The sequence below is a fragment of the Streptomyces sp. NPDC058335 genome (genome assembly GCF_042723915.1).
In the GTDB taxonomy this organism is placed as follows: domain Bacteria; phylum Actinomycetota; class Actinomycetes; order Streptomycetales; family Streptomycetaceae; genus Streptomyces.
On the sequence record NZ_JBHXHX010000032.1, the window covers coordinates 1 to 13,530 of the forward strand.

General features: G+C 71.7%; 9 protein-coding genes and 4 pseudogenes. 1 reads left to right on the plus strand and 12 read right to left on the minus strand.

Translation table 11 applies throughout. The annotated features are described in order from the left end of the window. From ACFWJX_RS38480 to tkt, 5 genes and pseudogenes are all read right to left on the minus strand, one after another. A pseudogene (locus tag ACFWJX_RS38480) lies at positions 1-299 on the minus strand (glucose-6-phosphate isomerase); the annotation flags it as partial. Further along, the gene (opcA, locus tag ACFWJX_RS38485; protein WP_383251422.1) at positions 292-1,227 is read right to left on the minus strand and encodes a glucose-6-phosphate dehydrogenase assembly protein OpcA; all 936 of its coding nucleotides are present in this window, start codon (positions 1,225-1,227) and stop codon (positions 292-294) included. The gene opcA and the pseudogene ACFWJX_RS38480, both read right to left, overlap by 8 nt. After that, a complete protein-coding gene (gene zwf / locus ACFWJX_RS38490; protein WP_383251424.1) occupies positions 1,224-2,768 on the minus strand; it encodes a glucose-6-phosphate dehydrogenase in 1,545 nt (514 codons plus the stop codon). Before zwf ends, opcA begins: the two co-directional genes overlap by 4 nt. Beyond that, on the minus strand, positions 2,765-3,949 hold the full coding sequence (gene tal / locus ACFWJX_RS38495; RefSeq protein WP_383251426.1) for a transaldolase: 1,185 nt from the start codon (positions 3,947-3,949) through the stop codon (positions 2,765-2,767). The genes zwf and tal overlap by 4 nt, the downstream gene beginning before the upstream one ends. A 19-nt stretch (positions 3,950-3,968) precedes the next feature. Next, positions 3,969-6,044: a transketolase gene (gene tkt / locus ACFWJX_RS38500; protein ID WP_383251429.1), complete on the minus strand. Its 2,076-nt coding sequence runs from the start codon at positions 6,042-6,044 to the stop codon at positions 3,969-3,971. Positions 6,045-6,201: 157 nt separating this feature from the next. Here tkt and ACFWJX_RS38505 point away from each other — a divergent pair, with 157 nt between their 5' ends. Continuing rightward, a complete protein-coding gene (locus tag ACFWJX_RS38505) occupies positions 6,202-7,095 on the plus strand; it encodes a helix-turn-helix domain-containing protein (RefSeq protein ID WP_383251431.1) in 894 nt (297 codons plus the stop codon). 29 nt (positions 7,096-7,124) lie between these two features. Here the strand turns inward: ACFWJX_RS38505 and ACFWJX_RS38510 are convergent, their stop codons facing one another. The 7 genes and pseudogenes from ACFWJX_RS38510 to ACFWJX_RS38540 form a co-directional block, all read right to left on the minus strand. Next, positions 7,125-8,534 carry a glycoside hydrolase family 16 protein gene (locus ACFWJX_RS38510; RefSeq protein ID WP_383251433.1) on the minus strand — a complete coding sequence of 470 codons (1,410 nt, stop codon included), beginning with the start codon at positions 8,532-8,534 and terminating at the stop codon, positions 7,125-7,127. Between the two features lie 179 nt (positions 8,535-8,713). Further along, positions 8,714-9,961: an Ig-like domain-containing protein gene (locus ACFWJX_RS38515; protein ID WP_383251435.1), complete on the minus strand. Its 1,248-nt coding sequence runs from the start codon at positions 9,959-9,961 to the stop codon at positions 8,714-8,716. A gap of 275 nt (positions 9,962-10,236) precedes the next feature. Next, positions 10,237-10,506 (minus strand): annotated as a pseudogene (locus ACFWJX_RS38520) (rhodanese-like domain-containing protein); the annotation flags it as partial. Between the two features lie 79 nt (positions 10,507-10,585). Then, a pseudogene (locus ACFWJX_RS38525) lies at positions 10,586-11,080 on the minus strand (IclR family transcriptional regulator); the annotation flags it as partial. Between the two features lie 120 nt (positions 11,081-11,200). After that, positions 11,201-11,496, minus strand: a pseudogene (locus tag ACFWJX_RS38530) (helix-turn-helix domain-containing protein); the annotation flags it as partial. 94 nt (positions 11,497-11,590) lie between these two features. Further along, positions 11,591-12,952, minus strand: a complete 1,362-nt coding sequence (locus tag ACFWJX_RS38535) for an MFS transporter (RefSeq protein ID WP_383251437.1) — start codon at positions 12,950-12,952, stop codon at positions 11,591-11,593. A 108-nt stretch (positions 12,953-13,060) separates the two neighbouring features. Further along, positions 13,061-13,486: a MarR family winged helix-turn-helix transcriptional regulator gene (locus tag ACFWJX_RS38540; protein WP_383251500.1), complete on the minus strand. Its 426-nt coding sequence runs from the start codon at positions 13,484-13,486 to the stop codon at positions 13,061-13,063. Between the last annotated feature and the right edge of the window lie 44 nt (positions 13,487-13,530).

Sequence of the window (13,530 nt, forward strand, 5' to 3'; positions counted from 1 at the left end):
AGCGCGGTGTGCAGCACGGCCCGGTCCTCGGTGACGTTGATCCGCTCACCGCGGAACATCGCGTCACGCAGCTCGAACACGCCGGTGGCGGCGGCGAGTTCGTGCAGCAGAGCGAGGGTCTCGTCGGTGATCAGGTGCTTGGAGTAGTCGATGCGCAGGTCTCCGACGCGCACGACGTACCGCTCGGCGCGCCCGGGGTCCGCCGCGAACAGCTCGCGCAGATGCGCCTGCCAGTGGGCGCGGTGGTCCTCCAGCGCGGCCCACTCGGGCCGCCGCGTGAGCAGGGGGGTGTCAGACATGGGAGGGGGTCTCCTTGGTGCCCTCGCCCCGCAGGGCGACGGCGTACATCTCGTCGGCGTCGAGGCGCCGCAGCTCCTCGGCGATCAGTTCGGAGGTCGGGCGGACCTTCAGCGCGAGGGTGCGCGAGGGCTGGCCGGGCAGCGACAGCGTGGCCAGCGGGCCCTCGGGGCGGTCGATGACGACCTCGCCGTTCTCGGTGCCGAGCCGGACGGCCGTGACGACCGGCCCGGCGGTCTCCACCCGCTCGACCGACACGTTCAGCCGGGCCTCCAGCCAGCGCGCGAGCAGTTCCGCACTGGGGTTGTCCGCCTCGCTCTCCACGGCCGCCGACACGATCGGCGTCCGCGCCTGGTCCAGCGCCGCCGCGAGCATGGACCGCCACGGCGTCAACCGGGTCCACGCCAGGTCGGTGTCGCCGGGCGCGTACGACTTCACGCGCGCCTCCAGGGCCTGGAGGGGCCGCTCGACGGCGTACATGTCGGTGATCCGGCGCTGGGCGAGCGCGCCCAGCGGGTCCTTGACCGGGCGCTGCGGCGCGTCCACCGGCCACCACACGACGACCGGCGCGTCCGGCAGCAGCAGCGGCAGCACGACGGAGTCGGCGTGCTCGGACACCTCGCCGTACGTCCGCAGGATGACCGTCTCGCCGGTGCCGGCCTCGGAACCCACCCGGACCTCGGCGTCGAGGCGCGACTGCGTGCGTTCGCGGGGGGTGCGGGCGTGCCGCTTGATGACGACCAGGGTGCGCGAGGGGTGCTCGTGCGAGGCCTCCTCGGCCGCCTTGATCGAGTCGTAGGCGTTCTCCTCGTCCGTGACGATCACCATCGTCAGGACCATGCCCACGGCCGGTGTGCCGATGGCGCGGCGACCCTGCACCAGCGCCTTGTTGATCTTGCTTGCCGTGGTGTCGGTCAGGTCGATCTTCATGGCCTGCGCCAGCTCCGTCCGTCTTGTGCGAGCATCTCGTCGGCTTCCTCGGGTCCCCAGCTGCCCGAGGCGTACTGCGCGGGCCTGCCGTGCCGTGCCCAGTACTCCTCGATCGGGTCGAGGATCCTCCAGGACTCTTCCACTTCCTGGTGGCGCGGGAACAGGTTGGCGTCGCCGAGCAGCACGTCCAGGATGAGGCGCTCGTACGCCTCCGGGCTGGACTCCGTGAAGGACTCGCCGTACGCGAAGTCCATCGTCACGTCCCGGATCTCCATCGACGTGCCCGGCACCTTGGAGCCGAAGCGGACCGTGACGCCCTCGTCGGGCTGGACCCGGATGACGATCGCGTTGGCGCCGAGTTCCTCGGTGGCGGTGGAGTCGAAGGGGGAGTGCGGCGCCCGCTGGAACACGACCGCGATCTCGGTGACCCGGCGGCCCAGCCGCTTGCCGGTGCGCAGGTAGAACGGCACGCCCGCCCAGCGGCGGTTGTCGACGTTCAGCCGGACGGCGGCGTAGGTGTCCGTCGTGGAGGACGGGTCGATGCCGTCCTCCTCCAGATAGCCGCGCACCTTCTCGCCGCCCTGCCAGGCGCCCGCGTACTGCGCCCGCACGGTGTGCCGGCCGAGGTCCTCCGGCAGCTTCACGGCCTTGAAGACCTTCAGCTTCTCGGCGAGCAGCGAGGCCGCGTCGAAGGAGGCGGGCTCCTCCATCGCGGTCAGCGCCATCAGCTGGAGCAGGTGGTTCTGGATGACGTCACGCGCCGAGCCGATGCCGTCGTAGTACCCGGCCCGGCCGCCGATGCCGATGTCCTCGGCCATCGTGATCTGGATGTGGTCGACGTACGACCGGTTCCAGATCGGCTCGAACATCTGGTTGGCGAAGCGCAGCGCCAGGATGTTCTGGACGGTCTCCTTGCCCAGGTAGTGGTCGATGCGGAACACCTGGTCCGGCTCGAACACGTCGTGCACGATCGCGTTGAGGTCCTGCGCGCTCGACAGGTCGTGCCCGAACGGCTTCTCGATGACCGCCCGCCGCCACGACCCGTCGGGGGCGTTCGCCAGGCCGTGCTTCTTCAGCTGCTCGACGACCTTGGGGAAGAACTTCGGCGGTACCGAGAGGTAGAAGGCGAAGTTGCCGCCGGTGCCGCGGGAGTGGTCCAGCTCCTCGACGGCGTCGCGCAGCTGCTTGAACGCCGTGTCGTCGTCGAAGTCGCCGGGGATGAACCGCATGCCCTCGGCGAGCTGCTGCCAGACCTCCTCGCGGAACGGCGTCCGCGCGTGCTCGCGCACCGCGTCATGGACGACCTGCGCGAAGTCCTGGTCCTCCCAGTCGCGGCGGGCGAAGCCGACGAGCGAGAAGCCCGGCGGGAGCAGGCCGCGGTTGGCGAGGTCGTAGACGGCGGGCATCAGCTTCTTGCGGGACAGGTCGCCGGTCACGCCGAAGATGACGAGCCCGGACGGGCCGGCGATTCGGGGCAGGCGCCGGTCGCGGGGATCCCGCAAAGGGTTGTCCCAGGCGGTGTCGATGCCGGCAGTGCTCATTCCGCGTCAGCTCCCTCGGTGTCGAGTCCCTTGGTGTCGAGCGACTTCGTGACCGCGTCCAGAAGGTCCTGCCACGCCACCGCGAACTTGGCGACGCCCTCGTCCTCCAACCGGGTGACGACCTCCTCGTAGGAGATGCCGAGCGCCTCCACGGCGGCGAGGTCCGCGTGGGCCTGCGCGTAGCCGCCGGTGACCGTGTCGCCGGTGATGACGCCGTGGTCGGCGGTGGCGTCCAGAGTGGCCTCCGGCATGGTGTTGACGGTGCCGGGCGCCACGAGTTCGTCGACGTACAGCGTGTCCTTGTATGCAGGATCCTTCACACCGGTGGATGCCCACAGCGGACGCTGCTTGTTGGCCTTCGCCCCGGCGAGGACGGTCCAGCGGTCGCCGCCGCGGGTCGAATCGTCGGCGGAGCCGAACCTCTCCTCGTACGCCTGGTAGGCCAGACGGGCGTTGGCGAGCGCGGCCCGGCCCTTGAGCGCGAGGGCCTCGTCGGTGCCGAGGAGGGTGAGGCGCTTGTCGATCTCGGCGTCGACGCGGGAGACGAAGAAGGAGGCGACGGAATGGATCGTCGACAGGTCGATACCTCGCGCGGCGGCCTTCTCCAGGCCGGCCAGGTAGGCGTCCATGACCTCGCGGTAGCGCTCCAGCGAGAAGATCAGCGTGACGTTGACGCTGATGCCGAGGCCGATGACCTCGGTGATCGCCGGGAGACCGGCCATCGTCGCCGGGATCTTGATCATGACGTTGGGGCGGTCGACGAGCCAGGCGAGCTGCTTGGCCTCGGCGATCGTGGCCGCCGTCTCGTGGGCCAGACGGGGGTCGACCTCGATGGAGACGCGGCCGTCACGGCCACCCGTGGATGTGTAGACGGAATGCAGGACATCGGCGGCCGCACGCACATCGGCGGTCGTCATCATCCGTACGGCCTCGTCGGCCGTGACGCCCCGGACGGCGAGGTCGGCGAGCTGCTCCTGGTAGCCCTCGCCGGAGCCGATGGCGGCCTGGAAGATCGACGGGTTGGTGGTGACGCCGACGACGTGCTTCGTGGCGACGAGTCCGGCGAGGTCGCCGGACGTGATCCGCTTGCGGGACAGGTCGTCCAGCCAGATCGAGACGCCTTCGTCGGAAAGGCGCTTCAGGGCTCCCGCGGCGGCGGTTGCTTCGGTCACTGTGATCATCTTCTTTCTGGCGATCGGATCAACCGCGGGCGGCGGCCAGGGATTCCCGGGCCGCGGCGGCGACGTTCTCGGGGGTGAAGCCGAACTCGGCGAACAGCGTCCCGGCGTCGGCGGAGGCGCCGAAGTGCTCCAGGGAGACGATGCGTCCGGCGTCCCCCACGAAGCGGTACCAGGTGAGGCCGATGCCCGCCTCGACGGCGACCCGGGCCTTCACCGCGGGCGGCAGGACGCTCTCGCGGTACGCGCGGGACTGCTCCTCGAACCACTCCACCGACGGCATCGACACCACCCGGGTGCCGATCCCCTCCGCCTCCAGCGCTTCCCGCGCGGCGACCGCGAGGTGCACCTCGGAGCCGGTGGCGATCAGGACGACGTCCGGAGTGTCCTTCGAGGACTCCTTCAGGACGTAACCGCCCTTGGCCGCGTCCGGGTTCGGCGCGTACGTGGGCACGCCCTGACGGGTGAGGGCCAGACCGTGCGGTGCCGGGCGGGTGCCGTGCCGGCGGAGGATCTCCGCCCAGGCGACCGCCGTCTCGTTGGCGTCGGCGGGACGTACGACGTTCAGGCCGGGGATGGCGCGCAGCGAGGCCAGGTGCTCGACCGGCTGGTGGGTGGGGCCGTCCTCGCCGAGTCCGACGGAGTCGTGCGTCCAGACGTACGTCACCGGCAGCTGCATCAGCGCCGACATGCGGACGGCGTTGCGCATGTAGTCGGAGAACACCAGGAAGGTGCCGCCGTAGACGCGCGTGTTGCCGTGCAGGGCGACGCCGTTCATCTCGGCGGCCATCGAGAACTCGCGGATGCCGAAGTGGACCGTGCGCCCGTACGGGTCGGCCTCGGGCAGCGGGTTGCCCCGCGGCAGGAAGGACGAGGTCTTGTCGATGGTGGTGTTGTTGGAGCCGGCCAGGTCGGCCGAGCCGCCCCACAGCTCCGGGACGACCGGGCCGAGCGACTGGAGCACCTTGCCGGAGGCCGCGCGGGTGGCGACCGCCTTGCCCTCCTCGAAGACCGGGAGGTGGTCCTCCCAGCCCTCGGGGAGCTGACCCGCCAGGACCCGGTCGAACAGTTGCGCCCGCTCCGGCTGGGTGCCGCGCCAGGAGTCGAGCTGCTTGTCCCAGGCGGCGTGCGCCTCGGCGCCCCGGTCGAGGGCGGCGCGGGTGTGCGCGAGGACGTCGTCGGGGACCTCGAAGGACTGCTCCGGGTCGAAGCCGAGGAGGCGCTTGGTGGCGGCCACCTCGTCGTCGCCGAGCGCGGAGCCGTGGGAGGCCTCGGTGTTTCGCGCGTTCGGGGCGGGCCAGGCGATGATCGTGCGCATCGCGACGATCGAGGGGCGTGCCGTCTCGGCCCGCGCGGCGGTGAGGGCCGCGTACAGGGCTTGCACGTCGACGTCGCCGTTCTCCTGCGGTTCGATGCGCTGCACGTGCCAGCCGTAGGCCTCGTACCGCTTCAGCACGTCCTCGGAGAAGGCGGTCGCGGTGTCGCCCTCGATGGAGATGTGGTTGTCGTCGTAGAGGAAGACCAGGTTGCCGAGCTTCTGGTGGCCGGCCAGCGAGGAGGCCTCGGCGGAGACGCCTTCCTGGAGGTCGCCGTCGGAGACGATGGCCCAGACGGTGTGGTCGAACGGCGAGGTGCCCTCGGCCGCCTCGGGATCGAACAGGCCGCGCTCGTAGCGGGCGGCCATCGCCATGCCGACGGCGTTGGCCGCGCCCTGGCCGAGCGGCCCGGTGGTGGTCTCCACGCCGGCGGTGTGCCCGTACTCGGGGTGCCCCGGCGTCTTCGAGCCGTGGGTGCGGAACGCCTTGAGGTCGTCCAGCTCCAGCTCGTAGCCGGCCAGGAACAGCTGGGTGTACAGGGTCAGCGAGGTGTGGCCGGGCGAGAGGACGAAGCGGTCACGCCCGGTCCACTCGGGGTCCGCCGGGTCGTGTCGCATCACCTTCTGAAAGATCGTGTACGCGGCGGGCGCGAGGCTCATCGCGGTGCCGGGGTGGCCGTTGCCCACCTTCTGCACGGCATCCGCCGCCAACAGGCGTGCGGTGTCGACGGCACGCCGGTCGAGTTCGGTCCATTCGAAGCTGTCCGGAGTCTGCGTGCTCATCTTCAAGAAATCCTCGGTGCGAGCGAAGTGGCTGGTCTGACGTGTTCAAAAGTAAAAGTCTGACTTTTTCGAGGGAAGGTCCGTGTGTGTCAGGCTGTGGTGAAACTGGGACACCCCCCGGCGAGACTGGGCGCGAACGAGGCGGCACGAGGCGGACATGGCGGACACAACCGTCGAAGACGGCGACGGGATCAGAACGTTCCCCTTCCCGGTCGGCCTCAGCGTCGGCGGCGTCGGCATGCAGGTCGGCCCCATGGGAACCGGCCGCACCTGGCACGCCGACGCGCCGCTGGAGCGCGTGCACCGCATCGACTTCCACATCGTCCTGCTGTTCACCGGCGGTCCCGTCCGTCACATGGTCGACTTCGCCGAGTACGAGGCGACGGCCGGTGACGTCCTGTGGATCCGACCGGGCCAGGTCCACCGCTTCTCGAAGACCAGCGAGTACCGCGGAACCGTGCTGGCCATGCAGCCCGGTTTCCTGCCCCGCGCCACGGTCGAGGCCACCGGCCTGTACCGCTACGACCTGCCGCCGCTGCTGCACCCCGACGAGGCCCAGTCGGCCGGCCTGCGCGCGGCCCTGGCGTACCTGCAACAGGAGTACGACGACACCGCCACCGCGACCCTGCCGCTGAGCCTGCACACCTCGGTGCTGCGGCACTCCCTGACGGCGTTTCTGCTGCGCCTCGCCCATCTCGCCGTCAGCTCGGCGGAGGCGGCCCGCCGCCAGGCCGACACCACCTTCACCCTCTTCCGGGAGGCCGTGGAACGGGACTTCGCCACCAACCACAGCGTCAGCGCGTACGCCGACGCGCTCGGCTACTCGCGCCGCACCCTGGTGCGCGCGGTGCGTGCCGCGACCGGCGAGACCCCCAAGGGGTTCATCGACAAGCGGGTCGTCCTGGAGGCGAAGCGGCTCCTGGCCCACACCGAACTGCCGATCGGCCGGGTCGGCGCGGCGGTGGGCTTCCCCGACCCGGCGAACTTCTCCAAGTTCTTCCACCAGCACACGGACATGACACCGGCGGCGTTCCGCGCGGAACTGCGCTGAAACGCCGCCGGGCAGGTGCCTGTCCGCGGTCAGTGACCGAAGGTGAACCAGTTGACGTTCACGAAGTCGGCGGGCTGGCCGCTGGTGAAGGTCAGATAGACGTCGTGGGTTCCGGTCACCGGGGTGATGTTCGCCGGGACCGTGCGCCACGACTGCCAGCCGCCCGTGTTGGCCAGCGCGAAACTCCCGACCGGTGCGGCGGTACGGCTGTCCAGGCGCACCTCGACGAGGCCGCTGGCCCCGCCGGCCACGCCGCTCGCCACCCGGGCGCTGAACTGCCTGGCCGCCGTGGAACCGAAGTCGACGCCGCGGTACAGCGCCCAGTCGCCGTTGGCGAGGGAGCCGATGTTCTGGCCGCCGCCGGTGTCGGTGGTGGTCTCGGTGACCGCACCGGACTGGCCGTCGTGGGACTCGGCCTGGACGGCGGCGTAGGCGTCGCGGTTGCCGGTCGGCGGAGGCGTGGTGCCGCCCCCACCGCCGCCCGCCGCCTGGAGGACCTGCACGTAGTCCACGACCATGGGCACGCCCGAGCGGGTGTCACCGTCGAGGCCGCCGCCGAACGCGTCCGTGAAGGCGCCGCCCATCGCCACGTTGAGGATGATGAAGAAGCCGTGGTTCGTCGCGTTGTTCCAGGTCGTGGCGTCGACCTGAGCGGCCGTCACGGTGTGGTAGTTGACGCCGTCGACGAAGAAGCGGAGCGTCTCGGGGGTCACCGAGCGGTCCCACTCCATGGTGTAGGTGTGGAAGCCGGACTGACACGTCGTGTTGGGGCAGGCGGTCGAGTTGCCGATGCCGGTGGTCTCGTTGCACGGGCCGCCGGGGTTGGTGCCGCAGTGCATCGTCGACCAGACCCTGTTCAGCCCCTGGACGTTCTCCATGATGTCCAGCTCGCCGACCGAGGGCCAGTTCTGGTAGTTGCCGCGGTAGGGCGCGCCCAGCATCCAGAACGCCGGCCAGTAGCCCTCGGCGGCGGTGCCGGTCACATTGGGCATCTGCAGCCGGGCCTCGACCCGCATCCTGCCGCCGGACGGGGGCTGGAAGTCGGTGCGGTTGGTCTCGATACGGCCGGAGGTCCAGCGGCCTGCGGAGTCCCGCAGCGGGGTGATGCGCAGGTTGCCGTTGCCGTCGAGCGAGACGTTGCTCGTGCTGTTCGTCATCGTCTCGACCTCGCCGGTGCCCCAGTTCGCGGGGCCACCCGGATACGAGGTACCGGTGGCGTACTGCCAGTTCGCGGTGTTGGCGCCGGTGCCGGCGGCGCCGGTGAAGTCGTCGAGGAAGACCTGTGACCAGCCCGCCGGGGGAGTGGGCGCGGAGGCGTTCGCGGACGGGGAGGTGAGGGTGGCGGCGGCCGCCGCGAGGCCGAGGGTGCCGACGAGGGCGACGAGCGCCCGCCGCAGGGAGCGCCGTCTGCGGGGTGGGGTGCCGGAGGTTTCGCTCATGGTGGGGAGTGCCTCTCGGGTACGGAGTGGTCGGTGCGCGGGTGCCTTCGACAGCGCCCCGTGTTGTGAGAGCGCTCTCAAAGTGCCGCCAATGTGCTCCTCGGCACCCCGGCCGTCAAGAGTCAAAGCGGGTAAAGTCCTTGCCCCCCAGGTGAGTTCATCCTGTGAACGGCCCGGTCCTACAGTGCGCTGCCCGCCTTCCACTCCTGCCACGACAGGTTCCAGCCGTTGAGGCCGTTGGAGGTGGTGACGGTCCGCTCGCCCGAGTTCTTCACGACCACCACGTCGCCGAGCATCGAACTCTCGTAGAACCGGTATCCCGCCACCGAGTCGTCGCCCGCACCCTTGGCGTCGTGCAGCCCGATGCACCCGTGGCTGGTGTTCTGCCCGCCGAACACCGAGGCCGACGCCCAGTAGTTGCCGTGGATGAAGGTGCCGGAAGTGGTCAGCCGCTGGGCGTGGGGGACGTCCGCGATGTCGTACTCGTCGCCGAGGCCGACCGTGGAGGACTCCATCCGGGTCTGCTCCCACCGCTCGCTGATCACCATGATCCCCGACCAGGTGGTGTGGTCGGCGTCGCCGCCGGTGACGGGGTAGGTGGCGAGGGTGGCGCCGTCCCGCCGCACCGTCATCCGCTTGGTGTCCAGGTCGACCGTGCTGATCTGCTCGCGGCCGATGTGGAAGGTGACGTCCTTCGACTGTATGCCGTAGACACCGTCCGATCCCTCGACGTCCTTCAGCCGCAGACCGAGCGTGATCGTCGTACCGGCCGCCCAGTACGTCGCCGGGCGGAAGTCCAGCCGGGTGTCACCGAACCAGTGGCCGACGATCTCCACGGCCGGCTCGGCGGTCACCGTGATCGCCCGCTCGACGGCCGCCCTGTCCGTCACGGCGTGCGTGAAGCGGACCGAGACCGGCATGCCGACACCCGAGGTGGAACCGGCCTCGGGGGTGAAGGAGCCGACGAACGTCCCGCCGGGCGCCTTGGTGGTGAACGTCGAGGTCAGCGCCTCCGCACCGGCCGCCTGCGCGGCGACCGTGTACTTCGTGCCCGAGAACGGGTTCCGGGCGGACGTCCATGTCGTCCTGGCCTCGTCGAAGGAGCCCTCCAGGGCGGAACCGTCATTGCCGGTCACCGTCACGGACGCCAGCGTGCCGTCCGTCACCGAGACCACGACCGGGCTGGTGAAGGCGGCCTTCTTCGTACCGTCGACGGGGACGACGGAGACCGCCGGTGCGAAGGGTTTCCCGGAGGCCGAGGGCCGTACGCTCGCCGTCGTCGCCGGCTGCTCCGAGGCGTTCGCCGAGCCCGAGCCGCAACCCGTCAGCGCGCCGGCCGGCACCACCCCGAGCACCGCCAGCACCCCGCGCCGGGACCACCCCTCCGTCTCCTGTTCTGACCGGTTCGATATGTGCGAGACGCCCATGGCACGCCCTCCTGAGATGTCCACCTTTGCGCGTGCAGTGTGCGATTCGTGACTGGGGGGATCCTTTGAATCGAGGGACGGGGGCTGAGATTCTGGTGAGGATGCGTGGCTGGTGGGGGTGCTATGGGGCAACGGCCCGGCGTCCCCGAGACGCCCCGCGGCCTCGGCCGGCGGTCGGCGAGCCGGGAACCCGACGGTCGGCGAGCCGGCTACCGGTGCGGGGGACGGGGGAGCGCCGGGGGCCGGCACGACGGGACCGGCCAGGACCACTCCGCTCACATGGCGGCGGCGGGCCGGACGAGGCCGAGGCCGGACTCGGCCGCCGCGGCGAAGGCGTCGTCGACGGCCACCACCTCGCGGCCCGCCGCGTCGAGCACGGCCGCGGCGACGGCGGCCCGCATCCCGCCCGCGCAGTGCACCCACACCGTGCCGTCGGGCACCACGTCCGGCCGGTGGTGGATCTCGTGCACGGGAAGGTGGACGCTCCCTTCGACCCAGCCGCCCGCGCGCTCGGTTTCCCGGCGTACGTCGACCAGCACCAGGTCCTCGCCGCGCCCGCGCCCGCGCCGCGGCCGGCGTATGTCAGGGCCATGCCCCAGGCGGCTGGCCCCTGTGGCGGGGAGGTCAGCCCGGCTGCCAGCCGAGCGCCCGTGAGATGCCCCGCGCCGCGAGGCGGACCGCCGGCACCAGGACGGGGACCCGCGCGTCGGCGTAGGGCACGACGACCGACACGGCCGCGACCACCGCGCCGTCCGGTCCCCGCACCGGGGCGGCCACCGACAGGGCGTCGTCCGTCACCTGACGGCTGCTCACCGCGACGCCGGTGCGCCGAACTTCGGCCAGCACCCGGCGCAACCGCGCGGGATCGGTGAGGGTGTGGTCGGTGCAGGCCTCCAACGGGGCCTCGCAGTACGCCTCTTGCACGTCGGGCGGGCAGTGCGCCAGCAGGGCGAGGCCGACCCCGGTGACGTGCAGCGGCCAGCGGGCGCCCACCCGGATGCGGACACCGACCGCCGAGTGCCCGGACAGCCACTCCGTATAGACGACCTCGGAGCCGTCCCGGACCGCCAACTGCACGTTCTCATGGGTGGCTTCGTAGAGATCCTCCAGATACGGCAGCGGGGGCGGGGGGCGGGGGCCGCGCCCCCGGGGGCCCCCCCCCCCCACCCCCCCCCCCCCCCCCCCCAGGGTGACCCCCCCCGCCGCCCCCCCCCGCCCCCCCCCCGCCCCCCCACCGCCCGTTATCCTGGGGTGGTTTCTATCTCACCCCCCCAAACCGCCCGCGGGGCGGGGCCCCGGCCCCGCCCCCGCGGGGCCAGCGCCCCGATCTCCCACAGCCGCAGCCCGACGTGGTACGCCCCGGACGCGTCCCGCTCCAGCGCACCCCACCCGGTCAGGGCGGTCACCAGCCGGTGCGCCGTGGTCAGGGTCAGCCCGGCCCGCCGGCTGATGTCGGTCAGGGTCAGCGCGGGGTGGGCGTGGTCGAACGCGGCGAGCACGGACAGCAGCCGGTCGGGCGCGGAGCGGGCGGTCATGACACGAAGTTCCTCGGCTTCACGGGCGCGGCGACGTCGTCGTCACGACAGCTTCACGGGCGGGGCGGCCCACGGGTTCACCGCGGCCGCGCGCTCACTGCGGTGTTCCCTCCCTGGCCGGGGCGGCGGACGGGGCGGGCGCGGGGTCGAGCGCGTCCCCGTGCGTCTCGCGCAGACGCCACACGGTGAGCGCGGTGATCGCGGCACCGCCGCACAGCAGCAGCGAGACGGGTGTGCTTCCGCCGCCGTTCGAGGCGAGCAGGCTGCTCGCGATCAGCGGCGAGAAGCCGGCGCCGATCAGCGTCGCCGCCTGGTAGCCGAGGGAGGCGCCGGTGTAGCGGACCCGGGTGCCGAACATCTCGGTGAGCAGCGCGCCGAGCGGCCCGTACATCGTGGACTGGGCGATGCCGTGCCCGAGGACGAGGGCGAGGATCAGCAGGCCGGGGGAGCCGGAGTCGACCAGCGCGAGCACCGGGAAGGCCAGCGCCGCCGAGGCGACGGCACCCGCGAGCACCACGGGCCGGCGGCCGATCCGGTCGGACAGCACGGAGGCGGCGGGCAGTACCAGCAGGGCCACGCAGGAGGCGATGGTGACGGCGGCGAGCACCTGCGGTCGACTGTATGCACCGTGTTCACGGCCGACCGCATACGAAATCATGAATCCCGTCAGCAGTGACTGCGCGGTGAACGCCCCGATGCCGACGCAGGCCGCGAGCAGCACCGGCTTCGGCCGGCGCAGCACCTCCAGGACCGGCGGCCGGTCGAGCGGCTCGGCCTTGCGGAAGAGCGGGCTCTCGGCGACCCGCAGCCGGACGAACATCCCGACGGCCAGCAGCACCACGCTCAGCAGGAACGGCACCCGCCAGCCCCACTCGCGGAACTGGTCGTCCGGCAGCATGGAGACGAGCGTGACCACACCGGCCGACAGCACGGAGCCGAGCGGGGCACCGAGCTGGGAGAAGCTGGACCACAGGCCGCGCCGCGCGCCCCCGGACCCCTCGGCGTGCTCGGCGTGCTCGACGATCATCAGGGTCGCGCCGCCCCACTCGCCGCCGATCGCGAGGCCCTGCACGACGCGCAGGGTGACCAGCAGGACGGGTGCCCACACGCCGATCGCGTCGTAGGTCGGCAGCAGGCCGATGAGGAAGCTGCCGGAGCCCATCAGCGTCATGGTCAGCAGCATCATCGACTTGCGGCCGACGCGGTCGCCGAAGTGGCCGAAGACGAGGCCGCCGAGGGGGCGCGCCACATAGCCCGCGGCGAAGGTGCCGAAGGCCGCGATGGTCCCCACGGCGGGGTCGGCCCCGGGGAAGAACAGATCGCCGAAGACCAGCGCGGCGACGGTGCCGTAGACGAGGAAGTCGTAGAACTCGACGGTCGTGCCGAGCAGCCCGGACAGGGCGACGCGGCGCAGTTGCGGGGACGGGCGGCGGGCGGACGTACGGGATGGCTGCACGGGGGAGCTCCCTGGGGAGAGGGCGGAGGTGGTGCAGGTGCCGGTGGAGAGTCCGGCGTCCCGTGAAGTTAGGCAGTCGCTCAGCAGTCGTCAATCATTTGCACAACATCAGTTGAGTCCGTCCTCCGCGATGCGCAGCAGCAGGGCGTGGAGCGTGGCGCGTTCCGCCTGGTCGAGCGGGGCGAGGAGTTCGTTGGTCACCCGCAGGCCGGCCGCGTCGGTGCCGCGCAGGAAGGCGCGGCCGTCCTCGGTGAGGACGACGATCCGGCTGCGGCGGTCGTCCGGGGCCGGGCGGCGTTCGGCGAAGCCCAGCTTCTCCAGGTCGTCGACCAGGCCGACGATCGCGCTCGGGTCGTAGCCGAGGCGGGTGCTCAGTTCGCGCTGGAGCGCGCCCTCGGCCGTGGCCAGGAAGCGCAGCACCGCGTAGTGGCGCAGGCGAAGTCCCGACTCCTGGAGGGACGTGTTGAACAGCTGCCCCGAGCGCAGTCCCAGGCGGTAGAGCAGGTAACCGGTGTCGGCGTGCAGTCCGCGCATCCACGGTTCGTCCGCGTCGATCGGGGTGGCGTTCACGGTGTCGT